This is a genomic window from Bradyrhizobium sp. LjRoot220 (assembly GCF_964252915.1).
Lineage (GTDB): Bacteria > Pseudomonadota > Alphaproteobacteria > Rhizobiales > Xanthobacteraceae > Bradyrhizobium.
The window spans coordinates 146,317-169,513 of record NZ_CAXUPS020000007.1 but is presented as its reverse complement, the minus strand read 5'-3'; the positions used below and the strand labels follow the sequence as shown (position 1 = coordinate 169,513).

Here is a 23,197-nt window from a genome sequence, read left to right as displayed (position 1 = left end):
AGCAATGGTGGGCACGGCGCAGATGCGCCTTTGCCCACCCTACGATTTCGGAGCGCGATCATGTCCGTCGTCAGCGAAGACCTTCAGCCGCTCACCTTCGACTTCGTCGATGACGGGCTGGTGCCGAACAGCAAGCTGCCGTTCCTGGTCTACAAGCGTGCAGTCGACGTCGATAACGATCACCCCGAAAAGACCATCGAGGGCCTGTTCGGCGCCAACGGCTGGGGCGCGATGTGGCGCAACGGCGTCTACGACTATCTGCACTACCACGCCACCGTGCATGAAGTGCTCGGCGTTATCAGCGGCAACGCCATCGTGCGCTTCGGCGGCGACAACGGCGCGGAGCTTGCGATCGCCGCCGGTGACGTCGCGATTCTGCCCGCCGGCACCGGGCATCAATGCCTGTCTTCGAGCACTGATTTCTGCGTCGTTGGCGCTTACCCGCCCGGCCCGCCGATGGATCTGGTGCGGCCGACAAAGGAAGCGCACGCCAAGGCGCTGAAGACGATTCCGCAAGTGAAGCTGCCGAAGACCGATCCGGTGCTGGGAGAAAACGGTCCGCTCGTGAAACTTTGGAAGTGACGGCTAAGGCAGATTGAGCTGCCACGACACGCCGAAACGGTCCGCCGCCCAGCCGAATCTGCGGCTGAACGGATAGGCGTCGAGCGGCATCATGATCTGGCCGCCGTCGGAAAGCTTTGCGAACAAGCCGTCGATCTCGGCCTCGTCGCCACAGTCGACGAACAATGACATGGCAGGCGTAAACGTGAAGCCGTGTTTTACAGGGCTGTCGATGCACATGAAGGTCTGACCGTTGAGGGTAAAGGTCGCTTTAATGACCGAGCCTTCGGCTCCCGGTCCCTCCGCGCCATAGCGGCTGATGCTGGTGACAGCGGCATTCGGGAACAGCGACACATAGAAGTTCATCGCCTGTTCGCAGCTGCCTTCGAACATCAGGAAGGTCTTTATTTTCTGAGACATCGGTTGCGCATCTCTTTGCTGTTATCAGCGCAAAGAAAGACGAAGCCGTGCCGGAAATCAAGCCGGGGTGCTTCGTCGTCAGATTTGCCGACGGTCAACCTGGCAGTTACGCCGCGTTGCTGCCTTCCTGACGGCTGGCTTCGAACAAAAACCAGGTGCGGCGCTCGGTCTCGTCGATGAACAGTTCGAGCAGGCCAGCGGTGCCGGAATCCTCAAGTTCGTCGGCGAGCTTGTGGGCTTTGCGCATCGCCGCCGCCATGTGCTTGTTGTCTTCCATCAGCTCGCGCAGCATTTCCCGCGGCGGCACATAGTTCTCGTTATTGTCCTGGATGGTCTGCAACTTTGCGATCTCTCCGATCGAGCGCAGCGTGGTGCCGCCGAGCTTGCGGACCCGTTCGGCGATCTGGTCGGTCGTGGCGAAAATCGCTTCCGACTGCTGATCGAGCATCACATGATAGTCGTTGAAGTGCCGGCCGCTCACATGCCAGTGGAAATTCTTGGTCTTCATGTAGAGCGCGAAGGCATCGGCCAGCAACACATTGAGCGACGCCGAAATCTTGTCCACGGCGGCCTGCGGCAGATCGGTGGGCGTATCGAGATCGGGGGACACTTTTTCGGGTTTGGCGGCTTTGCTCACGTTGAACCTTCCTGTTAGGAAACCGGGCGCGGCGGCAATGGACTTTGGCCGCCGAACACCCTAACGCAGCATCTTCCCGGCGGTTCCTGTGCCGGAACACCTGTTTTGCCGGACGTAAGCCCCGATGGACGAATGGATCGACTATTACGATTCCACGCATACGATTTATGCGAGCAAGCTGCATCGTGACCTGCATTTCCAGATCATCGCGCGTGACATCATCGACTACATCCCATCCGCCGATGCCGTCGTGCTGGACTACGCCTGCGGCGAGGCGTTGTCGGCGGCCAAGGTGGCGGACGCCTGCGCAAAGCTCTACCTCGCCGAACCCGCCCCGGGCGTGCGCGGTCGGCTGATCGCGCGCTTTGCGCCGAACACCAAAATCCGCGTCCGCTCGCTGGACGAGCTGCGGAATATGAACGCGCAGTCGATCGACCTCGTCGTCATGAATTCGGTGGCGCAATACATGACGAAGGAAGAGCTGGATTCCGCGTTCACGGTCATTCGCCGGCTGTTGAAGCCGAGCGGGCGGCTGGTGGTGGGCGATATCCTGCGGCCCGAGGTCGGAATGGCCAGGGACGTGCTGGCGCTGCTGAAATTCGCCAGCTCCCACGGCTTCCTGATGGACGCGCTCTACGGCCTCGCCTCTACCGCGCTGTCGGACTACCGGCAATTGCGCACCCGCGTCGGCCTGCAGCGCTACAGCGAGAGCGAGATGATCGCGAAACTCGGCCGCGCCGGATTTTCCGCTTCGCGGGCCCCCAACAATATCGGGCACAATCCGTGGCGGATGACCTTCGTGGCGCGCCTGCCCATGGCCAGGTAGCGCCTTTTTTGACGGTCTTTGTTCGCTGCGGCCGGCCGTTAGGGTTAATGAAAGGTAAACGTGGCTCACCCTCCCGTGATCGGTAATGATCACTGCGGCCCGGTGGCGGAAGTGTTGACGCGAGAACGGTGCATCGTTCTTTATCCTGGTTCAAGTCCAGGCCGGGCCTCCACGCTTCGCCCTGACGGGCTACGCGTGGCGCAGCCACGCGGAGACATCAGGTCGGACCGTGTCCGGCGTAGCTTGAGCGCGGCGAAAGCGTAGACGGACTGGGGTCGGGCCTCGGCCAGCCTTTCCTACCTCACCAAGCAGAAGGCCAAACTCCCCGAAAATGCCGGTTGATGGCCCGTTTTTGGGGGTTTCGCGGGTGCAAAATCTGGTCTAAAGACCACCCGCGCGCGAGGGTAACCCGCGCTCTTGGCTTAGGGGACGCGCAGCAGGCGCGCCCTTTTTTTGTGCCCAAATTCCAGTCCGCGAGACCTGATGCCCAAAAGAACCGACATCTCCACCATCCTGATCATCGGCGCCGGTCCCATCGTGATCGGCCAGGCCTGCGAATTCGACTATTCGGGCACCCAGGCGGTGAAGACGCTGAAGGAAGAGGGTTTTCGGATCGTCCTGGTCAATTCCAATCCGGCGACGATCATGACCGACCCGGAATTGGCCGACGCCACCTATATCGAGCCGATCACGCCCGAAATCGTCGCCAAGATCATCGAGAAAGAGCGCTACGTCATTCCCGGCGGCTTCGCGCTGCTGCCGACCATGGGTGGCCAGACTGCGCTGAATTGCGCGCTCTCGCTGCGCAAGCAGGGCACGCTGGAGAAATTCGACGTCGAGATGATCGGCGCCACCGCAGATGCGATCGACAAGGCCGAGGACCGCCAGCGTTTTCGCGAGGCGATGACCAAGATCGGGCTGGAGACGCCGCGCTCGGTCCAGGTGAAGACGCTGCCGGACGCGCTGCGCGCGCTCGACGTGATCGACTTCCCGGCCCTGATCCGTCCCTCCTTCACCATGGGCGGCACTGGCGGCGGCATCGCCTACACCAAGGCAGAATTCATCGAGATCGTCGAACGCGGCATCGATGCCTCACCGACCTCCGAGGTACTGATCGAGGAATCCGTTCTCGGCTGGAAAGAATTCGAAATGGAGGTGGTGCGCGACAAGAAGGATAACTGCATCATCATCTGCTCGATCGAGAACCTCGATCCGATGGGCGTGCATACCGGCGATTCCATCACCGTGGCCCCTGCGCTGACGCTGACCGACAAGGAATACCAGATCATGCGCGACGCCTCGCTGGCGGTGCTGCGCGAGATCGGGGTCGAGACCGGCGGCTCCAACGTCCAGTTCGGCGTCAATCCGGCCGACGGCCGCATGGTCGTGATCGAGATGAATCCGCGCGTGTCGCGCTCGTCGGCACTGGCTTCGAAGGCCACCGGCTTTCCGATCGCAAAAGTCGCCGCCAAGCTCGCGGTCGGCTATACGCTGGATGAAATCGGCAACGACATCACCGGCGGCGCGACGCCGGCCTCGTTCGAGCCTACCATCGACTACGTCGTCACCAAGATCCCCCGTTTTGCGTTCGAGAAGTTTCCCGGCGCCTCCCACACCTTGACGACGTCGATGAAGTCGGTCGGCGAAGTGATGGCGATCGGCCGCACCTTCCAGGAGAGCCTGCAAAAGGCGCTGCGCGGGCTCGAGACCGGCCTGACCGGCCTCGACGAAATCGAAATCGAGGACCTCGGCCGCGGCGACGACAAGAACGCGGTCCGCGCCGCCCTGGGCACGCCGACGCCGAATCGCATCCTGCAGGTAGCCCAGGCGATGCGGCTCGGCTGGTCCAACGAAGAGATCTTCAATTCCTGCAAGATCGATCCCTGGTTCCTCGCCGAGATGCGCGGCATCGTCGAGATGGAAGCCAAGATCAAGGCCAACGGCCTGCCCGGCAACGCATTCGGCATGCGGACCTTGAAAGCGATGGGCTTTTCCGACGCACGGCTCGCCGTGCTTGCAGAAGCCACCGAGGCCAATGTGACCGCGAAGCGCCACGCGCTCGGCGTGCGTCCGGTGTTCAAGCGCATCGACACCTGCGCCGCGGAGTTCGCCTCGCCCACCGCCTACATGTATTCGACCTATGAATCGCCGTTTGCCGGTAATTTGGCCGATGAGAGCGCGCCGTCCGACAAGAAGAAGGTCATCATCCTCGGCGGCGGACCGAACCGCATCGGCCAGGGCATCGAGTTCGACTATTGCTGCTGCCACGCCTGCTTTGCGCTGCATGACGCCGGCTACGAGACCATCATGATCAACTGCAATCCGGAAACCGTGTCGACCGACTACGACACCGCGGATAGACTGTACTTCGAGCCGCTCACCGCCGAAGACGTGCTGGAAATCATTGCCACCGAACGCAGCAACGGCACGCTCCACGGCGTGATCGTGCAGTTCGGCGGCCAGACCCCGCTCAAACTGGCGCGCGCGCTGGAAGCTGCCGATGTGCCGATCCTCGGCACCTCGCCCGACGCCATCGATCTGGCCGAAGACCGCGATCGCTTCAAGCGCGTGCTCGACAAGCTGCGGCTGAAGCAGCCCAAGAATGGCATCGCCTATTCGGTCGAGCAGGCGCGGCTGGTGGCGGCCGATCTCGGCCTGCCGCTGGTGGTGCGTCCGTCCTATGTGCTGGGCGGCCGCGCGATGCAGATCATCCGCGAGGAGAATCAACTCAACGACTATCTGCTCGGCACGCTGCCCGAGTTGGTGCCGGGTGACGTCAAGGCGCGCTATCCCAACGACAAGACCGGCCAGATCAATACGGTGCTGGGCACCAACCCGCTGTTGTTCGACCGCTATCTTTCCGACGCCACCGAGATCGACGTCGACTGCCTGTGCGATGGCAAGGACACCTTCGTCGTCGGCATCATGGAGCATATCGAGGAGGCCGGCATTCACTCCGGCGATTCCGCCTGTTCGCTGCCGCCGCATTCGCTGGATGCCGCGATGATCGGCGAACTCGAACGGCAGACCCGCGAACTCGCGCTCGGCCTCGATGTGGTCGGCCTGATGAACGTGCAATACGCCATCAAGGATGGCGACATCTATGTGCTCGAGGTCAACCCGCGGGCGTCGCGCACCGTGCCGTTTGTCGCCAAGGTGGTCGGCACGCCGGTGGCGAAGATCGCCGCAAGAATCATGGCCGGCGAGAAGCTCGCGGACTTCAACCTGAAGAAGCGCAAGCTCGGCCATGTCGGCGTCAAGGAATCGGTATTCCCGTTCGCGCGTTTTCCCGGCGTCGATACGGTGCTCGGTCCGGAGATGCGATCGACCGGCGAGGTGATGGGCATCGACAGCTCATTCGAAGTCGCCTTCGCCAAGAGCCAGCTCGGCGGCGGCACCCGCGTGCCGCGCAAGGGCACGGTGTTCGTCTCGGTGCGCGAGAGCGACAAGACCCGCATCGCGGACGCCGTGCGGCTGCTGCACTCGCTCGGCTTCAAGGTGATGGCCACATCGGGCACCCAGCGCTTCCTCACCGATTCTGGCGTCCCGACCGAAAAAGTGAACAAGGTGCTGGAGGGCCGGCCGCATATCGTCGACGCCATCACCAATGGCGACATCCAGCTCGTCTTCAACACCACCGAAGGGCCGCAGGCGCTGGCCGACAGCCGTTCGTTGCGTCGGGCTGCCCTCTTGCATAAAGTGCCATATTACACCACTCTTTCGGGTGCCGTGGCGGCCGCACAGGGCATTCGCGCCTATCTGGGCGGAGACCTTGAGGTCCGCACGCTGCAGAGTTACTTTTCCGAAAACTGATCGTTCGCCGGGCCGAATTGCCCGCTAAACGATTGGCAACAAAGCCAGTATGGCTGGAACCCACCGCTCGTCGGATGTTTGTATCGGCCCCTGACGGGGCCGAAATTAATAGGCCGACGAGCCCGCTTTCGGGCTCGCAAAGCCCCGAATCGAAATCGAAAAGAGTGCTTCGTGCGCGCAACCTCTTGAGCGGCCCGCACGAGCGAAGGACGGAAGAGATGATGGAAAAGGTTCCCATGACCGCTGGCGGCTATGCCGCCCTCGAAGTCGAGTTGAAGCAGCGCCAGTCGGTGGATCGTCCGCGGATCATCGAGCATATCGCCGAGGCGCGCTCGCATGGCGACCTTTCGGAGAACGCGGAATATCACGCCGCCAAGGAAGAGCAGTCGCATAATGAAGGCCGCATCGCCGAGATCGAAGACAAGCTCGCGCGCGCCGACATCATCGACATCTCGAAGCTCTCCGGCGACACCATCATGTTCGGTGCGACGGTGACGCTGGTCGACGAGGACACCGAGAAGAAGGCGGTGTGGCAAATCGTCGGCGAGCCGGAAGCCGATGCCAAGAAGGGCCGCATCTCCATCACCTCGCCGCTGGCCCGCGCGCTGATCGGCAAGAAGAAGGGCACGACCGTCGAGGTCGTGGCTCCCGGCGGCGCCAAGGCCTACGAGATCACCAAGGTCGAATTTCGGTAGACTGAGCTGGATTGGCTCGGCGGGCGTTTGCCCGCCGGTCCGGACCGGAGGTGGGTTCATCGCCTTGAGGAAGACGGCATGCAACGAAATCATATTGTCGTTGCGCAGCTAGCTCTCACACTGATGCTTCTCATTGGCGGTTGTCACGCCGCCACTGCGGCCGAGATTCCGGTGCCGCCGCGCATCGCCCCCAAGGACGTCTCGATCCAGACCGGTCCACCGAATTGCAGCCGCTGGACCGACGACTGCGTCAACTGCACGCGCGGCGCCAGGGATGAACCGGCGGTGTGCTCCAACATCGGCTTTGCCTGTCAGCCCAAAGCCGTCCGCTGCGTCGGCGCGCAGTAGGCAGTGCAGGCTTTCCCGGTTCGGTGCTTCATCCTTCGAGACGCGGCGAAGACGCGCTCATTCAGCGATGAGCTCACGTCACGCGGGAGGTCCAAAATCCTCATGGTGAGGCGCGCGGCAACGCCGCGCGTCTCGAACCATGAGGCCACCCGATCGGGGTACATTGATCTGGGACCAAGTGAGCTGCGCTCCAGTGCCGCGGCGCGAGGTCACCTTGAAGTAACCATGCACGCAACGCAGCAAATACTCAGCGGCCCGTATTATTCCCTTGCCGCTCGCCAAAACGTCATCGGATTCGGGAAGCCGCGCGCTTTTCTAGAAGCCCGCGACACGTTACCAATTAGCGCGTCTTAATTTTGGGGGATATACGATGGACCAGTTCGACAGAATGCTTGCGAAATTTCAGCCGACGGCACTGAGCCTGTTTCGCTTCATCACCGGCTTGCTGCTGTTTCAATTCGGCGTCGCGAAGATTCTGAAGTTTCCGCAAATTCCGCAAGGCAATGCTTCCGCCTTTCTCAACAAGGTGGAATTGATGTCGCTACCCGGAGCCGCCGGTGCGCTTGAATTGATTCTGGGAGCTCTTTTGCTGCTCGGACTGTTCACGCGGCCCGTCGCCTTCATTCTTGCCGGCGAGATGGCCTTTGCTTATTTCATCGGTCATGCGCCGAGGGGCTTTTATCCGCTGATCAACGGCGGCACGCTCGCGATCCTGTTCTGTTTCGCCTGCCTTTATCTGTCGACCTCTGGCGGTGGACCGATCAGCCTCGACGCCATGATGCGGAAGAAGACGTAACGTCTCTTTCATTCGTCATTGCCTGCGACAAACGCAAAGCGTTTGCGCCGGGTGCGATTGCGACGAAGCAACCCATTCTTTCTCCGGATCGATGGATTGCTTCGCCTGTCGGGGTCGCGTTCGCGCGACCCGGTGGCTCGCAATGGCGGGGGGCGATAAGCCCGCTTATCCCGCCACCTTGACGTCCAGCGGCACCGCCGCCTCGTATTTCGAATTGTGCAGCACCAGCGACGTCCTGACATTGCGCACATGGGGCGCCGACGTCAGGTGGGTGACGAAATCCTGGAACGTCGCCATGTCGGGCGCCACGCATTTCAGGATGAAATCCACTTCCCCCGACAGCATCCAGCACTCGCGCACCAGCGGCTCGGCGCGGACAAATTCCTCGAACGCGCGCAGGTCGGCTTCGGCCTGGCTCGACAGGTGCACGGAGGCGAACACGGTGACGTCGAAGCCGAGCCGGCGCGGATCCAATAGTCCGCGGTAGCCCTGGATGTAGCCTTCTTCCTCCAGCGTCCGCACCCGGCGCAGGCAGGGCGGCGGCGAAATGCCAACCCGTTTGGCCAGTTCGACGTTGGTGATTCGGCCATCGGCCTGGATTTCGGAAAGAATTCTAAGGTCGATTTCGTCGAGATTCTTCGACACGCGGTCCGGTTCCTTTTGGGGTTCCCTGAGGTTGTCTGGGGACGGGCTGGTTTGGAGGGTATTATCGGTAACACTCTTAGCGCAGCTGCCAGCGCTTGCGCAATTTTATTGCGCGTGCACTGCGCCATTTGTGCGGTTTCCGTGAAAAATGCCTCACTTGCGGGGAAAATTCGCTTATTTGAATTGCAATTCTTGCATAGCTACCCAGATATCATAAACTCGGATTTGACACTTTTAGCGCCGCGCGACGCTTTTCCCGGCGCTTCCTTGCACACGTCCTCATCAAAATCCTCCAAAGAGAGGGATCTGCCGATGCCTGCGCCTATCCATGCCAAGGTCGTCATTATCGGTTCCGGCCCTGCCGGGTACACCGCAGCGATCTACGCAGCGCGGGCGATGCTTGAACCGGTGCTGATCCAGGGCATCCAGCCCGGCGGCCAGCTCACCATCACCACCGACGTGGAAAACTATCCAGGCTTTGCCGATGTGATCCAGGGTCCGTGGCTGATGGAGCAGATGGAAAAGCAAGCCGCCCATGTCGGCACCAAGCTCGTCACCGATCTCGTCACCAAGCTCGACACCACGCAGCGGCCGTTCCGCCTGACCTGCGACAGCGGCGAGGTCTATCTCGCCGAAACCGTGGTCCTTGCCACCGGCGCGCAGGCGCGCTGGCTCGGCCTGCCGTCGGAAGAGAAGTTCAAGGGCTTTGGCGTCTCGGCCTGCGCGACTTGCGACGGCTTCTTCTATCGCGGCAAGGAAGTCATGGTGGTCGGCGGCGGCAACACCGCGGTCGAGGAAGCGCTGTTCCTCACCAACTTCGCCTCGCAAGTCACAATCGTGCATCGCCGCAATCATTTCCGCGCCGAGCGCATCCTGCAGGACCGCCTGTTCAAGAACCCGAAGATCAAGGTGATCTGGGACAGCGCGCTCGACGAAATCTGCGGCACCGAAAATCCGGGCAAGGTCACCCACGTGCGCCTGAAAAACGTCAAGACCGGTGCGCTGAAGGAGGTGCCCGCGGACGGCGTCTTCATCGCCATCGGCCATGCGCCCGCAACCGAACTCGTCGCCGGCCAGGTCAAGCTCAAACCCTCCGGCTATGTCGAAGTGGCGCCGAACTCGACCGCGACTTCGATTCCCGGCCTGTTTGCCGCCGGCGACGTCGCCGACGAAACCTGGCGGCAGGCGGTGACGGCCGCCGGCCTTGGCTGTATGGCGGCCCTCGAGGCCGAACGTTTTCTCGCTCTGCGAGCGAGTGATCGCGCGGCCGCAGAATGAGAACGCGTCGAACACGGGACGGATTTACGGACATGGATTGGGACAAGCTGAAGGTGTTTCACGCGGCGGCTGAAGCGGGCAGCTTCACCCATGCCGGCGAGCAACTCGGGCTTTCGCAATCGGCGGTATCGCGGCAAGTCTCGGCGCTGGAGCAGGAGCTTGCGGTGTCGCTGTTCCATCGCCATGCGCGCGGGCTGATCCTCACCGAACAGGGCGACCTGTTGTTCCGCACCGCGCATGACGTGTTCATGCAGTTGCAGGCCGCGCGCGCCAAGCTCACCGACAGCCGCGAGCGGCCGTCAGGCGATCTCAAGATCACCACGCCGCCGGCGCTCGGCATCAACTGGCTGATCCCGCGGCTCGACGAGTTCACCGGCCTCTATCCGGACATCCGCATCTCGCTGATCGTCACCGACGAGGATCTCGATCTGTCGATGCGCGAGGCCGATGTCGCGATCCGGACCCGCAAGCCGACCCAGCCGGATCTGATCCAGCGCAAGCTGTTCTCGATCGGCTTCCATGCCTATTGCTCGCCGGAATACATCAAGCGCTTCGGCACGCCGCGCACGCTCGACGACCTCGACTCGCATCGCATCATCATGCTCGGCGATGCGCAGGTGCCGCCGCATCTGCAGAACCGCAGCTGGCTGATCGACGCCGGCCGCAACGGCTCGGGTCCGCGCGAGGCCTATTTCAAGGTCAACAACATCCTGGGTCTTGTCAGGGCCTGTCAGCAGGGGCTCGGCATCGCCGCCCTGCCCGACTATCTGGTCGAGGAGAACAACCGTCTGGTGCAGCTGTTCGGCGAGACCGACTCGATCCAGATCGACACCTATTTTGTTTATCCCGAAGAGTTGAAGACGGTGGCGCGGGTGCAGGTGTTCCGCGATTTCGTGGTGAGCAAGGCGCAACGCTGGCCGTCCTAGAACATGATCGGTTCTGATTGAATCAAAACCGATGCTCTAGATTCTTGTTTTGACGCGTGTTCTTGACGCGAACCGGTAGCCGCTTCGCTCCGCTCGCAAGCGCTCTGGGCGCGGTGACGTTTCCTCATCCTGCTCTGCGAATTAGTCGCCCTTATAAAGCCCCCGGTCTCCGCATGTCAGACATGCGGCTTGAACGCTTTACGCAAGCCGCCGATGAGGATCATAGTGCATACACGCTGAGCGATCGTGTCGCGCATATGTCCCCCTCCTCCAGTGGCGCGGGCGCTCAGTAATCCCTCTTGGAAGGTGATTGTGTCGGCCTCACGTGGCCAATACCTTAAGCCGGGCTCTTCTTGGGCCCGGCTTTTTTTCTTCTCCAAATCCTTTGATTTGCAGATGATTTCAGCTCCAGGTGATTTCAGCTGCAGGTGATTTCAGCTTTAGATTCGCCGGCCTCAGATTTTTCATCCTCAACAAACCCGTCATCAACCGTGCGCGGATTGACAATGCACGGCGGTCCCATCATCATCGACACATGATCACGAATTCGTGCGCAGCTCTGTCGTCGAAAAAAGGTCCCCTTCCGGGGACCCGAGATCGACGCGCGCGATAGATCAACCGCCAAGCCGATCCCGAAACCCCGCCGTCTGGACGGGGTTTTTTTATGTGTCCCGTCTCCGGCAAAAGCCTCCGAGGAGATGGAACCATGCCTACCGATCTGCAACACCGATTACAGGGCCTGTGGCTGCCGCTCGTCACGCCGTTTCGCAACGGCGAACTCGACGAGCCTTCGCTGCGCCGCATGGTCAGGCATTATGCCAATAGCCCGGTCGACGGATTGATCCTCGCCGCCACCTCGGGCGAGGGCATGACGCTCGGCCTCGACGAGCTTGAGCGCCTGGTGTCGGCGACCCGGGCCGAGATCCCGGACAGCGGGCGCTATATTCCGATCTGCCTCGGCCTCTCCGGCGCCAGCACAGGCAAGATGCTGGATGCGCTGGACGAGACCGCCGCCTGGCCGATCGACGGCTATCTGATCGCAAGCCCCTATTACACGCGGCCGTCGCAGCGCGGCCTGCTGGCGCACTTCACGACGCTCGCCGATCACGCCTCGTGGCCGATCGTGCTCTACAACATCCCGTACCGCACCGCGGTCAATCTCACCAACGAGACCCTGCTGCAGCTCGCCGGCCATCCAAACATCGTCGGCATCAAGGATTGCTCTGCCGACCGCGCCCAGTCGATCGACTTCCTGGCGCGGCGGCCGAAAGGCTTTCGCGTGTTGACCGGCGAGGATGCGCATTATCACGAGGCGCTGGTCGACGGCGCCGACGGCGCCATCCTGTTGTCGGCGCATCTGGAGACCGAAGCCTTCGCCTCCGTCCGGACGCTGATGCAGCAGGGCGACCGCGACGGCGCGCAGGCCTGCTGGGACAATGTTTCCGAACTGACGCGGCTGTTGTTCGCCGAGCCGAGTCCGGCGCCGGCCAAATACTGGCTGGCGCAGAGCGGGCTAATCGACAGCGCCGAGGTCCGGCTGCCGATGGTGGAAGTCAGCACCGAGCTCGCGGCGCGGCTGGAGGCCGAGCGCGCGCGGCGCGCGCCACCGGTGTTGCGGCGGGCGTAGCGAAGCGCCGCAGCCGGATCCATCGCCTCTGTGAGCATCATTGCGCACAAAAAAGCCGCCGCACGCGTGAGACCGCGGCGACGGCTTTTCTGTCGCTCCACACCGGCTCGGATGCGGAGGCGCATATAGTGACCGGAATATCTTCCAATGACGTGGACGCCCGCGGGTGAAATTGCATGACCGTATTGGCGCGATGTTAACCGCGCCCGGCCGCGGCCGCGCTGGCCGACCGCCGCATGTTCCCCGCCTGAACGTCATCTTCCGAAGCGCTGGTTAACGGTTGGTGACGGCGGCGCTTCAAAATCGCGTAAAGCCCCGCCCGCAACTTTAAAATCAAGGGCGTATTGATGTCCTCATTGAGAAAAACGGGGGGACTGCAATGACCGGCCACACCATGCACGACAGGAAATATCCGATCTGCGAACGGGTCCAGAGAATGCAGGACGTTTTGCTGATCTCGTCGTTCGCTTTGTGGGCGGCGCTGATCGGCTTTGCGCCGGTCATGACATGGCGCCTGCTGACGGCTTGATGGAAAACGCAGCGGCAGCCGTGGTTAATCGGCGGTAGCACCTGCGGTCAAATGCGAGCGAAATTGCGACCGGGATTTTAAAAGCGGTCACGTATCAAGCTCGTCGCAACGGAAAAAACGCGGGGCGCGTCGTGGAAATCGAAGGCAATACTCACCCTGATCAGCAGGGCTTTACGACCGAGGACGTTCTTTGGGCGGTCGGCATCTGGTCGGTGATCCTGACCATGTCGCCGGTCGTCGTATTCTATATGCTGATGGTGGCGTAACTTCTTTCGTCATTCCGGGATGGTGCGCAGCACCAGACCTCAGATGCGCAATTGCGCATCGGGGAATCTCGAGATTCCGGGTTCGATGCTGCGCATCGCCCCGGAATGACGACATACAAAAAAGAAAAACGCGCGGAGTCCCGCGCGTCTTTGTAAGTTCGTGAGCGGCGTTGTTACGCCGCTTGCTTGTGCATGGCGCCGGAAGCCGACGCATTGCCGCGGATGGCCTTGATCGAACGCTCGATCGCCGCCCACAGCCGGCTGATCTCCGCGGCAGCGCGGCCTTCCGCATAATATTCGCGGGCGCCCTCGCCGTTACCGAGCGCCAGCAACAGATCGGCACGGTTGGTGATCTGACCGCTCCACACCGGCGCGCGGAACTTGACCAATGCCTCACGCGCGATGGTGACGATGCGGCTTTCGACGCCGTCCCGGCTCGCGGGGGCGCCGTTGATGACGACCGCGTAGGGCTTGCGCGCCGCACGGCAGGTCTGAATGGTTTCCTGCACGGCATTGACGTCGAACACGCCGGGCCGCGCCGGAATGATCACCATCGTGGCGTTCTTGATGGCGTCGTCGACGACAGCCGAAAGATTCGGCGGCGTGTCGATGAATACCCATTCGATACCGTCGCGCTTGGCGGCGGCGATAATTCCGCTGACGGAATTCACCGCAGCCTTGATCGGCGGCTCGTTCGTTCCACGCAACTTGTGCCAGAGAGTAAGCGATCCCTGCGGATCGGCATCAACCATCAAACAGGGCTTGGTCGACTTGTGGACATGCGCAGCAATGTGAGCAGCCAGGGTACTTTTTCCCGAGCCCCCCTTACGCGAAGCAAAAACTATGACGTTCATACCTTGGCCTCCAGATTGACCCCAGAAGCCGAAAATGAATCAGCGCGCTGATTCGTGAAAGATAAATTTGCTGGCAATCGTCAAGAAGCCACGGATTGGCCAACAAGGTTGCTTTTTGAGTCACACTGCGTGCGGCAGCGCAACCCATGATGGAATCGAAAAAATAGAATCGTCAGAGTGGCTTGATCGATTCAGCGCATGCTTTTTGTGCGCTGTCGTTCGATCCACTTGCGCTCGATCCATCCGAGCATCCGCGCCATCGGCGTCTGCAGAAACGGGACATCCTGCGCGAACAAAAGGAGTCCGAGCGGCAGCATCCAGAGTCCAAGCACCGGCAAGATGCTGAAAATGCCGCCGAGGATCAGCAGGATGGCCATCGGAATCCTGACGAAACGCGACGACGGCTTGCGCAGCCAACCGACGAATCTCGCCGGGCCAGCCGGCAGCTTGCCCTCGAACCAGGCAAAATGCCGGTCGAGCTCCATCTGGGATTCTTTGCTCAATTGATCTCTCCTCTTGCCGGGGAGATGTTGATGCCGGCTGCGCGCCACAAGGCGTCAGTCTGTCGCGCGAAGGGGGCTTGAAATGGCACGCGAAGCTCAGGTTGAGGCCGGTTTTGCCGGCTTCTTGGGCTTGGCCGCGGGCTTGCGCGCCTTGGCTGCGGATTTGCGCGGGGTCGCCGGCCTGAGCGCCACTGGCTTGCCGGCCGGCGCTGAACTGGCCTGGCTCGGTTCGGGGCCTGACCTGAAATGCGCGCGGCAGGGCGGCGAAAGCTGAGACTTCCTGGCCACCATGCAGGCGGTGACGCGCTCGACATTGGGGATTTCGGAACTGCAAAGCCGGAAAGCGTCGCCGGTGCAGGCCTGTTCCTGTTCTGGGGTGTAACCCTGCCCCGAAGCCGGCAGTGAAAACGCAAGCGCCGTCGCCAACATCAAACCAAACCCGAAATTGCTGATCCGAAAAATCGCCATGAATCCCCCGAGGGCAAATGATTCCGCGAATTGTGGGTGAACCGCCCGGGATTGGCAAGCAGGGGTCGACAACACACCACAGCGCAAGTGCCGCGACGACAGCTGATTTCACCGCCTTGATGGGTGATGCAGGCAGCGAATTGTCGGTGGACCTGCGCAATTGGCGACCGCGGCAACGGAACGGCCTTTTCCGAAAGGCCGGCTAGCCCCATAACCTGCCGCGACCAGTAGCGAAGGATAAACCGTTGGCGACCCAACCTGACCTATCCTCCCGGGCCATTTTCCGTTCAATGCGGAATGGCGTGGCCGATGTGTTTGTTCGGCTGCGATTCCTCTCCCTGGTCGGCCTCTTGATCTATCTCGTCGTGGGGATTTTGGGGTTTGTTGCGCCGGCGATAGCTGACAACCCGGTGCTCCGGGAAGGGCTCGATGCGATCAAGACCATCCTGCTTCTGCCGCTTGAGATCGCAATCTATCGCCTGCTGATCCTGGGCGAAGCCACTTCCGGCTACGATTTTGCGATATTCGCCCCGCGCTTTCAGCGATTGCTCGGATGGACCGTTGTCCTGTGGGCGCTCATCACCCTGCCGCCTTACCTGGCGGGCCTGATCACGCCGTTCGAGGACGCCGATGCAATCGCGACCATCGCAGCCGCGGTGGTCGTCATCGTCCTCCTGGTGCGGATGGTCATTCTTTTTCCGGCGATCGCGGTCGATGCGTCCGGCGCCTCGCTGCGCAATGCTTGGGCGGATACCAAGGGCCGAAGCTGGTTGATCGTGAAAAGCTTTTTGATTGCGCTGCTGCCGGCATTGGCTGGTCTTCTGACGGTCGGCTTGATCAGCGATTTCGAGGATCTGCCCGCCTGGTGGAGCGCAGTCAGAATTGCATTCGACAGCCCGCTCGAGTTCCTGGCGACGGTGTTGGCTGCCGTGACCGCATCGCGGCTGTTCAACTGGATCGGCCATCAGGTGAAGGGTGTGCCGGTCTGACCCGGCGAAACCAGCCCGATCGTCTCTGGAAATATCCAGCGAGAGGGTTGGTACAGTTGGGTGGGCTCGAACCACCGACCTCCTGTTCCACAGACAGGCGCTCTAACCAGACTGAGCTACAACTGCATCCTGTACGAGCCCCCTGAAAAAAGGGGGGCGCGAATGGGCGGGAAACTAGGTGCAACGCCCCGCTTTGGCAAGGCCACCAGCCACCCGATTATCAGTCGTTTCGGGGGCGGACAAAGTTCATGTGCTTCGGGGCATAATGGGCCCACCCCAGCGAAAGACCGGCCCGGGACATAAAAAAGCCCGGGCTGACCCGCCCGGGCTTTTTTGATCGTCAATGCGCGCTCAGGCGGCCGGCTGATGGTACTTTGCAGCCGAAGCCTTGATCGGCTCGACGGTTTCGGTCGCAACCTTCTGGCTGAGTTCGGCGAGTTCCTTGGCTTGGGCCGACAACGTCTCGAATTGCTTGCGGGCGTGTGTGGTCCACAACTCCATGGCCGCTGACGGCGTCTTCACGCTGAGCAGTTCCTGCGCGAAGTCGAGTGAGGAAGTGGTGTTGGCCTTGAAGAACTCGAGCATCTTGGCCGAATAGGCGCTGGCACCCTTGCTGGCCGTGGTGAACACGGCTTCCATGGTGCCATTATGGGTCTCGGCCACATCCTTGAACTTGGCGTAGTTGTCGCGCGCCTGCGAAACGCCCTTTTCGGCGAACGCACGCACCTGCTCGGGGACTTCGAACGGAATGATGGAGGCGGAGAACGGATCGGTCGAACTGGTCATTCGCATGGTTCCTTCGCAACGGGATGAATGATGGTGATCCCTTGCGAACGCCAACGGCGAAAACGCCGGTAGCGCCGTACTGGATCACGCGGCCTCTGCTTGTGTGAGCCCCATCTTTTCGGATAACCGGTACATATTCCGGATTGATCAGGCTCCGGTATTGGGGAATGCCCGTCGATGGGCATGCCCAATAAACACCCATATCATGTCAAATTTGTGCAACGCAAAGCAATCCTATGTGCACTGCGACATACATTACCCGCATTGGCTGAATTTTTCATTTCCCGCATTGGCTGTATTTTATGAGTTCGAAGGCCTCAGGGTAGAGCGAGGCGGCGGCCTTCGAAGCATGTGCCTTTCAGCGTCCTTCAGGTCTTGGGCTTCAGGTCTTGGGCTTCAGGTCTTGGGCTTCAGGTCTTGGGCTTCAGGTCTTGGGCTTCAGGTCTTGGGCTTCGCCGCATCCATCGCGGCGCGGCTGACGATCTGGCCCATCTCACTGGCCTGCTCCGCCAGCGCACGCATCTGGCCCTGCACATACTCGCTGTGCAGCCGCATCACCTCGGTCAGATCCTTGGCCTTCAGCAGCGATTGCGCGTAATCGAGCGAGGTCTGCACGTTCTTTTCAGCAAACGCGACCGCCTTGCTGCCGATTTCCTTGGCGTTGGTGCGCGCGGCAGCGCCGCGCTCCTCGATCGAGCCCGCGGCCTCGTGCGCGGAGGAGAGGAATTTCTCGAAGGTCTGGCGGGCCTGTTCGAAGCTCGCCTCCGCCATCGATCGCATTTCCTTTGGAATCTCGAAACGGCCATCTTCGCTCATGGTCGCACTCCTGTGCTGGCTGGGTTCTTGGCACGCGTCCAGATATCGCTAAAAGACCTCACCGGTATGACGCGTCCGCCGGTTCCGGATCGTGGACCTTGGGCCCGTGGCCCCACCGGTTCACATCGTGAACCTCTGGCGGTCTTTTGCAACCGGCTCAACGCCGCAGAGCCCGGTTCGGTTCAGCCGGATTAAGGTTATCGCGGCTTAGGATACCGCCCGCAGCGCCGGGCCGTGGACCTGCCGCCGCTCGCTTGCGATACTGGCGGTCCACACGGGGCCGTCGGCGTTTGACGATCGATTCGGAACATCAACCTCGAACAAAGGGCCCACATCCACGGTCATGTCGCGCTGATGAATAATGCGGAATTCCAGATGCAGGCGCTCGGCGATCCGCGGCTGGCGGTGCACGCGACGAGCGCCCTGGCCGCGTGGCTGTGGTCGAGCGACGGCACGCGGATTCTGTGGGCCAATCCGGTCGGCGCGCGCATGTTCGGCACGGCCAGCAGCACCGCGCTGGCGAAAAGGATGTTCGGGCCGGCCGATCCGCATCGGCGGCAGATCGCGCGGCTCGCAGGCCGCCTGCTCGCGAACGGCGCGGTCCGCCTGGAGCGGCTGCAAGGTTTTGGCGCTGCACCCGGCATGCTCGCGACCTGCGGCTGTTCGCGGCTCGATCTGCCCGATGGCAGCCATGGCATTTTGGTTGCCGCCGGCAATATCTCAGGCCGCCCCATGCCGCTGCTCGAACGGCTGCAGCGCCTGGTCGAAGACCTCGCGATGCCGGTCGCGTCGTTTACCCGCGACGGCATGCTGATCGGCGCCAGCGACGCGGCGCGTGGTCTGCCCGGCTTTCATCATCTGGTCGAGGCCGGTCTCGACGATGCGCGTCAGGACGCACTGAAACAGGGCGCCGTCACAACCGCGATCGACAACGCGCGCATCGTACTGCAACGCGTTGGCACCGGCGCCGACATCAGCCTCGTCGCGCTGATCGTGCCGGATGCCGCGCAGGCCGCAGCCGCGGAGCCCATCGCACCGGTGCCGCCGAAAGAAAAATCGCCCGAGCCGGTCGAGCCCCCCGCCGCGGCAGTCGCGGCAGAACTTCTGCCCGAACACCGACAGCCGCAACCGACGCCGACGGGCGAAGCGCTCGCCGGATTGGCGCTGTTCGATGCGTTGGAAGAGCCGCCGATAGCGCCCGAAGCCGGGCCGGTCGCCGCGGCCGGGCCGTCCAACTGCAAATCACCCGCCGCATTGCAGGACGAACCTTTGCTTGGCGTTGAAGCGGCCGCCGACGAAATTGCGCCCCCGCCCGCCGAAAGTCAGCCGGCGCCGATCGCCGCCGACTCCCTCAAGGCGCCGTCCTGGTTCGACGAGCCGTCGCCACATGCGCGGCGGCTTCCGTTGCGCTTCATGTGGCAGATGGACCCGGAAGGCCGCTTCACGCTCGGCGCCGATGAATTCACCCGGCTGATCGGCCCGCACACCACCGCACGCTTCGGCCGGTTATGGAGCGAGATCGCGGACGCCTTCGGGCTCGATCCCGAAGGCCGCGTGATGAAAGCGTTTGCCACGCGTCAGACCTGGAGCGGCGTTACGCTAAACTGGCCGGTCGATGGCGGCGCGCGGCTGCCGGTCGAATTGTCGGGCCTGCCGATCTTCGATCAGCAAAGGAACTTTGCCGGCTATCGCGGCTTCGGTGTTTGCCGCGATCTCGGCGGCCTGGCGCGGCTGGCCGCCTTGCGCCGCTACGAATTCTTCGGTGGAGCACCGGCACCGGCGGCGCCGGAACCGCGCTCGGCTGATATCGTTCAGGCAGGTCCTGCGTCGGATTCGGTCGGGGCGGAGCTGCCCGCGCAGGACCCGACCGCTGGGGGCGCGCCTCAGCAGGCGTTGCCGCAGGAAAATTTACAGGAAGATTTGCGCGGGAACTTGAGCGAGAACTTGACCGCGGAGCCGACCGCGGCAGAAGACCCGCCCGCGGAATTTGTCATCGAGACCAGTGTCGCGTCGCCGCCGTTTACGGAATTGCCCGAACCGATGGTTTCCGAGACTTCACACCCAACCGATCTGGATGCCGCAGTGGATACCCCAAAGGATACTCTGGCAGAAGTGCAGGCGGAAACGCCGATGAACGTCTTGCCGTTCCGTCCCCCTGGCGACACCAAGCCGCCATCGCTGACGCCGGTCGAAAACAGCGCATTCAACGAACTGGCGCGGCAGTTGTCGGCACGGCTCGAGACCGAGATGGGGCCCGAGACGACCCAAGCCGTGACCGGCCTCGATGAAACCGTGGCCGAGAACACCGCATCGGATTCCCAGGAAACCCTGAGCGAAGCCGCGAGCGATGCCCCGGTGCAGCCGGAATGGCTGGCACCCTCCGAGCCGCCGGCGCGCGGCGAAAGCAGGCGCGACAAGGCGCTGCTCGACCTGCTGCCGATCGGCGTTCTGATCTACCGGCTCGACCGGCTGCTCTACGCCAATCCCGCCTTCCTCACGCAGATCGGCTATCCGAGCCTGCATGCGTTGGAGGATGCCGGCGGCCTCGATGCGCTCTATGTCGAACCCGGCGTCTCCAGCGCGCCCTCGACGTCCGACACCGGCACGCCGGTGATGATCTCCGCGAGCCAGCCGCACCATGCGGAACAGGATTTGGAACATGGCTCCGAAGGGCCGGCATCGACGCCACCGGCGGCGACCGACGCGCGCCTCTACACGATTTCATGGGACGGCGATTCCGCCCTCGCCCTGATCTTCTCGGGCGTGCGCCACCAAGCGGCTGCCGTGGCCGCTGCGATCTCGGAAGCTGTGCCGGTTGCCGAACCGCCGGCTGCCGAGCCTGAGGTGCCCGAACCATTGCCGGCGGGCCACGCCGATGCCGAAGAACTCGGCGCCATCCTCGACACCACGGCCGAAGGCATCGTGATGTTCGATGCCGAGGGCAATATCAGCTCGGTCAATCGCAGCGCCGAAGCGCTGTTCGGCTATGACGGCGAAGACCTGGCGCGGCGCAATCTGGCGGACCTGTTCGCGCCGGAAAGCCAGCACCAGGTGTTCGACTATCTCGCCAGCATCAAATCCGAGGGCGTCGCCAGCCTGCTCGACCATGGCCGCGAGACGCTGGGGCGCGAGAGCAAGGGCGGCCTCATTCCGCTGTCGATGACCATGGGGCGGACGCGGGCCGGCGGTCCGAATTTCTTTGCGGTGTTCCGCGACCTGTCGCAGGCCAAGCAGAGCGAGAACGAACTGCGCGAAGCCCGCCGGCTGGCCGATCGCGCCGCCAACGCCAAGGCCGACGTGCTGGCCCGCATCAGCCACGAGGTGCGCACGCCGCTCAACGCCATCATCGGCTTTGCCGAAGTGATGATCGGGGAACGTTTCGGCGCGCTCGGCAATGAACGCTATGTCGAATACATGAAGGACATCCGCGCTTCCGGCGAACGGGTGATCTCGATCGTCAACGACCTGCTCGATTTGTCGCGCATCGAGACCGGCAAGCTCGATCTGTCCTTCACCAACCAGAACCTCAACGAACTGGTCGAAAGTTGCGTCGCTGTGATGCAGCCGCAGGCCAACCGCGAACGCATCATCATCCGCACCTCGCTGGCGCACACGCTGCCGCCGGTTGTCGCCGACGCGCGCGCGCTGCGCCAGATCACGCTGAACCTGATCGGCAATTCGATTCATCTCGCCAATGCCGGCGGCCAGGTCATCGTCTCCACGGCGTTATCCGATTTCGGCGAAGTGATGCTGCGGGTCCGCGATACCGGGCACGGCCTCAACGACAATGAAGTCGCCGCGGCCCTCGAGCCGTTCCGCACCCCGGCACCGTCCGATCAGGCCTCCGACGGCGCCGGCGTCAGCCTGTCGCTGACCAAAGCGCTGGTCGAGGCCAACCGCGCCCGATTCCAGATCAAGACCGGCGCGCGTTCGGGCACGCTGATCGAGGTGGTGTTTTCGCACGCGGTGACGCAGGCCTGACCGGCGACCTTCAGATCCTGGCGAGGATCGCGGTCTTCAGTTTCGCGATCCGGGCTTCGTCGCGCTTGTAGAAGGTCCACTGCTTGACGCGTTTGGCGCTGACCAATCCGGCTTGCGACAACACTTTGAGATGCTCGCTCACCGTCGGCTGGCTGACGCCGAGCTTCTCGGCGATCAGCGCGCCGCAGACCCCGTCCCTGACGAGGTCGCCGTCGACCTGGGCGCGGAAATGCGCCTTGGGGCGCTTCAGCCATTCCAGGATCAAAAGCCGCCGGTCGCTCGCCAGCGCACGAAAAGCGGACTCGACGTCATCGTCAAAAGAAGCCATATTGCTAATTAGCTAAATAGCTAATTGCTGTCAATTGGCGATCCGATTGACGACTGCCGGCCGCGGAGACTGCCATGAGAAGACTGCCATGAATGGACCTGGTGAAGCCGTAACGTCACAAGCCATCGCGCAATGCGAGCGGATCATCCGGCCCTATATCAGGCGCACGCCGGTCATCGACACCGATGGCGGCGAGTTCGGGCTGTCGGCGGGCGCGATCTGCCTCAAGCTCGAACTGCTGCAGCACTCGGGTTCGTTCAAGGCCCGCGGCGCCTTCACCAACCTGTTGACGCGCGCGATCCCCGAGGCCGGCATCGTCGCGGCATCGGGCGGCAACCACGGCGCGGCGGTCGCCTATGCCGCGATGCGGCTGGGAAAGCCGGCCAAGATATTTGTCCCCAGCATATCCTCCCCAACCAAGATCGCGCGCATCCGCGAATACGGCGCCGACCTCACGGTCGAGGGCGAGCGCTATGCGGATGCACTGGCCGCCAGCGAAGCATGGGCGCTGCAAACCGGCGCCCTGCGTGTCCCGGCATTCGATCAGGACGAAACCATCCTGGGCCAGGGCACGGTCGGCCTCGAACTCGACGAACAGGCGCCCGATATCGACACCGTGCTCGTTGCCGTCGGCGGCGGCGGACTGGTCGCAGGCGTCGCCGCCTGGTACGCCGGCCGCATCAGGGTGATCGGCGTCGAGCCGTTTGCGGCGCCCACGCTGACCAGGGCGCTGGAGGCCGGACATCCGGTCGATGCGGAGGCCGGCGGTCTGGCGGCGGATTCGCTGGCCCCCAAGCGCATCGGCGAGCGGGTGTTTCCGATCGCGCAGAAATATGCGCCGCACACCGTGCTGGTGACCGACGATGCGATCGCCGAGGCGCAGAAGACGCTGTGGCGCGCCTTGCGCATCGTGGCGGAGCCGGGAGGCGCCGCCGCCTTCGCGGCGATCCTGTCGGGCGCCTACCAGCCCGCCGCCGGCGAGCGCGTGGCCGTCGTGCTCAGTGGCGGCAACACGGCCGCGGTGAACTTCGATACGCGCTGAGCGGGCAGACTGCGGGCATCGGCACGGCACAATTTTTGCTCGAAAGCGCCTGCCTGGATGCAA

23 protein-coding genes and 1 tRNA gene are annotated in these 23,197 nt (G+C 62.7%); 14 read left to right on the top strand and 10 right to left on the bottom strand.

The window, feature by feature from the left end; all coding sequences use genetic code 11:
* Nucleotides 1–60: 60 nt before the first annotated feature.
* A complete protein-coding gene (locus ACSQ84_RS26500) occupies nt 61–582 on the top strand; it encodes a hypothetical protein (RefSeq protein WP_436214661.1) in 522 nt (173 codons plus the stop codon).
* Between the two features lie 3 nt (nt 583–585).
* Here the strand turns inward: ACSQ84_RS26500 and ACSQ84_RS26495 are convergent, their stop codons facing one another.
* Entirely contained in the window at nt 586–981 is a 396-nt protein-coding gene (locus ACSQ84_RS26495; protein WP_436214660.1) for a VOC family protein, read from the bottom strand.
* A 106-nt stretch (nt 982–1,087) separates the two neighbouring features.
* A complete protein-coding gene (locus ACSQ84_RS26490) occupies nt 1,088–1,618 on the bottom strand; it encodes a Dps family protein (RefSeq protein WP_436214659.1) in 531 nt (176 codons plus the stop codon).
* 124 nt (nt 1,619–1,742) lie between these two features.
* Here ACSQ84_RS26490 and ACSQ84_RS26485 point away from each other — a divergent pair, with 124 nt between their 5' ends.
* From ACSQ84_RS26485 to ACSQ84_RS26465, 5 genes are all read left to right on the top strand, one after another.
* Nucleotides 1,743–2,444 carry a class I SAM-dependent methyltransferase gene (locus ACSQ84_RS26485; protein ID WP_436214658.1) on the top strand — a complete coding sequence of 234 codons (702 nt, stop codon included), beginning with the start codon at nt 1,743–1,745 and terminating at the stop codon, nt 2,442–2,444.
* A gap of 483 nt (nt 2,445–2,927) precedes the next feature.
* On the top strand, nt 2,928–6,257 hold the full coding sequence (carB, locus tag ACSQ84_RS26480; RefSeq protein ID WP_436214657.1) for a carbamoyl-phosphate synthase large subunit: 3,330 nt from the start codon (nt 2,928–2,930) through the stop codon (nt 6,255–6,257).
* 218 nt (nt 6,258–6,475) lie between these two features.
* The gene (gene greA, locus ACSQ84_RS26475; RefSeq protein ID WP_436214656.1) at nt 6,476–6,952 is read left to right on the top strand and encodes a transcription elongation factor GreA; all 477 of its coding nucleotides are present in this window, start codon (nt 6,476–6,478) and stop codon (nt 6,950–6,952) included.
* Between the two features lie 78 nt (nt 6,953–7,030).
* Nucleotides 7,031–7,300 carry a hypothetical protein gene (locus ACSQ84_RS26470; protein ID WP_436214655.1) on the top strand — a complete coding sequence of 90 codons (270 nt, stop codon included), beginning with the start codon at nt 7,031–7,033 and terminating at the stop codon, nt 7,298–7,300.
* Between the two features lie 370 nt (nt 7,301–7,670).
* Nucleotides 7,671–8,096 (top strand): DoxX family protein, encoded by a 426-nt coding sequence (locus ACSQ84_RS26465; protein WP_436214654.1) that lies wholly within the window; start codon nt 7,671–7,673, stop codon nt 8,094–8,096.
* A gap of 165 nt (nt 8,097–8,261) precedes the next feature.
* Here ACSQ84_RS26465 and ACSQ84_RS26460 read toward each other — a convergent pair whose 3' ends face one another.
* On the bottom strand, nt 8,262–8,741 hold the full coding sequence (locus ACSQ84_RS26460) for an Lrp/AsnC family transcriptional regulator (RefSeq protein WP_436214653.1): 480 nt from the start codon (nt 8,739–8,741) through the stop codon (nt 8,262–8,264).
* A 312-nt stretch (nt 8,742–9,053) separates the two neighbouring features.
* Between ACSQ84_RS26460 and trxB the strand changes: the two genes are divergently transcribed.
* The 5 genes from trxB to ACSQ84_RS26435 all read left to right on the top strand — a co-directional run bounded on the left by trxB (nt 9,054) and on the right by ACSQ84_RS26435 (nt 13,367).
* Entirely contained in the window at nt 9,054–10,019 is a 966-nt protein-coding gene (gene trxB / locus ACSQ84_RS26455) for a thioredoxin-disulfide reductase (RefSeq protein WP_436214652.1), read from the top strand.
* Nucleotides 10,020–10,051: 32 nt separating this feature from the next.
* A complete protein-coding gene (locus ACSQ84_RS26450) occupies nt 10,052–10,945 on the top strand; it encodes a LysR family transcriptional regulator (protein ID WP_436214651.1) in 894 nt (297 codons plus the stop codon).
* A 706-nt stretch (nt 10,946–11,651) separates the two neighbouring features.
* Nucleotides 11,652–12,572, top strand: coding sequence for a 4-hydroxy-tetrahydrodipicolinate synthase (gene dapA / locus ACSQ84_RS26445; RefSeq protein ID WP_436214650.1), 921 nt, complete (start codon nt 11,652–11,654; stop codon nt 12,570–12,572).
* 379 nt (nt 12,573–12,951) lie between these two features.
* The gene (locus ACSQ84_RS26440) at nt 12,952–13,101 is read left to right on the top strand and encodes a hypothetical protein (RefSeq protein ID WP_436214649.1); all 150 of its coding nucleotides are present in this window, start codon (nt 12,952–12,954) and stop codon (nt 13,099–13,101) included.
* Nucleotides 13,102–13,232: 131 nt separating this feature from the next.
* Nucleotides 13,233–13,367 carry a hypothetical protein gene (locus ACSQ84_RS26435; protein WP_436214648.1) on the top strand — a complete coding sequence of 45 codons (135 nt, stop codon included), beginning with the start codon at nt 13,233–13,235 and terminating at the stop codon, nt 13,365–13,367.
* A 173-nt stretch (nt 13,368–13,540) separates the two neighbouring features.
* Here ACSQ84_RS26435 and ACSQ84_RS26430 read toward each other — a convergent pair whose 3' ends face one another.
* From ACSQ84_RS26430 to ACSQ84_RS26420, 3 genes are all read right to left on the bottom strand, one after another.
* The gene (locus tag ACSQ84_RS26430) at nt 13,541–14,221 is read right to left on the bottom strand and encodes a ParA family protein (protein ID WP_212442090.1); all 681 of its coding nucleotides are present in this window, start codon (nt 14,219–14,221) and stop codon (nt 13,541–13,543) included.
* A gap of 191 nt (nt 14,222–14,412) precedes the next feature.
* A complete protein-coding gene (locus ACSQ84_RS26425) occupies nt 14,413–14,706 on the bottom strand; it encodes a hypothetical protein (RefSeq protein ID WP_436214873.1) in 294 nt (97 codons plus the stop codon).
* A 114-nt stretch (nt 14,707–14,820) separates the two neighbouring features.
* On the bottom strand, nt 14,821–15,192 hold the full coding sequence (locus ACSQ84_RS26420) for a hypothetical protein (protein WP_436214647.1): 372 nt from the start codon (nt 15,190–15,192) through the stop codon (nt 14,821–14,823).
* Between the two features lie 302 nt (nt 15,193–15,494).
* Between ACSQ84_RS26420 and ACSQ84_RS26415 the strand changes: the two genes are divergently transcribed.
* Nucleotides 15,495–16,181 carry a hypothetical protein gene (locus tag ACSQ84_RS26415; protein WP_436214646.1) on the top strand — a complete coding sequence of 229 codons (687 nt, stop codon included), beginning with the start codon at nt 15,495–15,497 and terminating at the stop codon, nt 16,179–16,181.
* A gap of 48 nt (nt 16,182–16,229) precedes the next feature.
* Here ACSQ84_RS26415 and ACSQ84_RS26410 read toward each other — a convergent pair.
* From ACSQ84_RS26410 to ACSQ84_RS26400, 3 genes are all read right to left on the bottom strand, one after another.
* Nucleotides 16,230–16,307 (bottom strand) — tRNA-His (locus ACSQ84_RS26410).
* Nucleotides 16,308–16,532: 225 nt separating this feature from the next.
* Nucleotides 16,533–16,967, bottom strand: a complete 435-nt coding sequence (locus tag ACSQ84_RS26405) for a phasin (protein WP_436214645.1) — start codon at nt 16,965–16,967, stop codon at nt 16,533–16,535.
* A gap of 438 nt (nt 16,968–17,405) precedes the next feature.
* Nucleotides 17,406–17,783 (bottom strand): phasin family protein, encoded by a 378-nt coding sequence (locus ACSQ84_RS26400; protein WP_436214644.1) that lies wholly within the window; start codon nt 17,781–17,783, stop codon nt 17,406–17,408.
* 354 nt (nt 17,784–18,137) lie between these two features.
* Here ACSQ84_RS26400 and ACSQ84_RS26395 point away from each other — a divergent pair, with 354 nt between their 5' ends.
* A complete protein-coding gene (locus ACSQ84_RS26395) occupies nt 18,138–21,764 on the top strand; it encodes a PAS domain S-box protein (protein WP_436214643.1) in 3,627 nt (1,208 codons plus the stop codon).
* A 10-nt stretch (nt 21,765–21,774) separates the two neighbouring features.
* On the opposite strand, the gene ACSQ84_RS26390 is transcribed toward ACSQ84_RS26395, so the two are convergent.
* Nucleotides 21,775–22,092 carry an ArsR/SmtB family transcription factor gene (locus tag ACSQ84_RS26390; protein ID WP_436214642.1) on the bottom strand — a complete coding sequence of 106 codons (318 nt, stop codon included), beginning with the start codon at nt 22,090–22,092 and terminating at the stop codon, nt 21,775–21,777.
* 88 nt (nt 22,093–22,180) lie between these two features.
* On the opposite strand from ACSQ84_RS26390, the gene ACSQ84_RS26385 reads away from it, so the two are divergent.
* Nucleotides 22,181–23,134: a threonine/serine dehydratase gene (locus ACSQ84_RS26385; RefSeq protein WP_436214641.1), complete on the top strand. Its 954-nt coding sequence runs from the start codon at nt 22,181–22,183 to the stop codon at nt 23,132–23,134.
* Nucleotides 23,135–23,197: the final 63 nt, after the last annotated feature.

Excerpts from the sequence above, each read along its gene's own strand:
- ACSQ84_RS26430 (WP_212442090.1), bottom strand. The coding sequence starts at position 14,221 with ATGAACGTCATAGTTTTTGCTTCGCGTAAGGGGGGCTCGGGAAAAAGT.
- ACSQ84_RS26425 (WP_436214873.1), bottom strand. The coding sequence starts at position 14,706 with ATGGAGCTCGACCGGCATTTTGCCTGGTTCGAGGGCAAGCTGCCGGCT.
- ACSQ84_RS26440 (WP_436214649.1), top strand. The coding sequence starts at position 12,952 with ATGACCGGCCACACCATGCACGACAGGAAATATCCGATCTGCGAACGG.
- ACSQ84_RS26385 (WP_436214641.1), top strand. The coding sequence starts at position 22,181 with ATGAATGGACCTGGTGAAGCCGTAACGTCACAAGCCATCGCGCAATGC.
- ACSQ84_RS26500 (WP_436214661.1), top strand. The coding sequence starts at position 61 with ATGTCCGTCGTCAGCGAAGACCTTCAGCCGCTCACCTTCGACTTCGTC.
- ACSQ84_RS26470 (WP_436214655.1), top strand. The coding sequence starts at position 7,031 with ATGCAACGAAATCATATTGTCGTTGCGCAGCTAGCTCTCACACTGATG.
- ACSQ84_RS26450 (WP_436214651.1), top strand. The coding sequence starts at position 10,052 with ATGGATTGGGACAAGCTGAAGGTGTTTCACGCGGCGGCTGAAGCGGGC.
- ACSQ84_RS26405 (WP_436214645.1), bottom strand. The coding sequence starts at position 16,967 with ATGACCAGTTCGACCGATCCGTTCTCCGCCTCCATCATTCCGTTCGAA.
- dapA (WP_436214650.1), top strand. The coding sequence starts at position 11,652 with ATGCCTACCGATCTGCAACACCGATTACAGGGCCTGTGGCTGCCGCTC.
- ACSQ84_RS26390 (WP_436214642.1), bottom strand. The coding sequence starts at position 22,092 with ATGGCTTCTTTTGACGATGACGTCGAGTCCGCTTTTCGTGCGCTGGCG.
- ACSQ84_RS26465 (WP_436214654.1), top strand. The coding sequence starts at position 7,671 with ATGGACCAGTTCGACAGAATGCTTGCGAAATTTCAGCCGACGGCACTG.
- ACSQ84_RS26495 (WP_436214660.1), bottom strand. The coding sequence starts at position 981 with ATGTCTCAGAAAATAAAGACCTTCCTGATGTTCGAAGGCAGCTGCGAA.
- carB (WP_436214657.1), top strand. The coding sequence starts at position 2,928 with ATGCCCAAAAGAACCGACATCTCCACCATCCTGATCATCGGCGCCGGT.
- greA (WP_436214656.1), top strand. The coding sequence starts at position 6,476 with ATGATGGAAAAGGTTCCCATGACCGCTGGCGGCTATGCCGCCCTCGAA.
- ACSQ84_RS26400 (WP_436214644.1), bottom strand. The coding sequence starts at position 17,783 with ATGAGCGAAGATGGCCGTTTCGAGATTCCAAAGGAAATGCGATCGATG.
- ACSQ84_RS26420 (WP_436214647.1), bottom strand. The coding sequence starts at position 15,192 with ATGGCGATTTTTCGGATCAGCAATTTCGGGTTTGGTTTGATGTTGGCG.
- ACSQ84_RS26395 (WP_436214643.1), top strand. The coding sequence starts at position 18,138 with ATGAATAATGCGGAATTCCAGATGCAGGCGCTCGGCGATCCGCGGCTG.
- trxB (WP_436214652.1), top strand. The coding sequence starts at position 9,054 with ATGCCTGCGCCTATCCATGCCAAGGTCGTCATTATCGGTTCCGGCCCT.
- ACSQ84_RS26485 (WP_436214658.1), top strand. The coding sequence starts at position 1,743 with ATGGACGAATGGATCGACTATTACGATTCCACGCATACGATTTATGCG.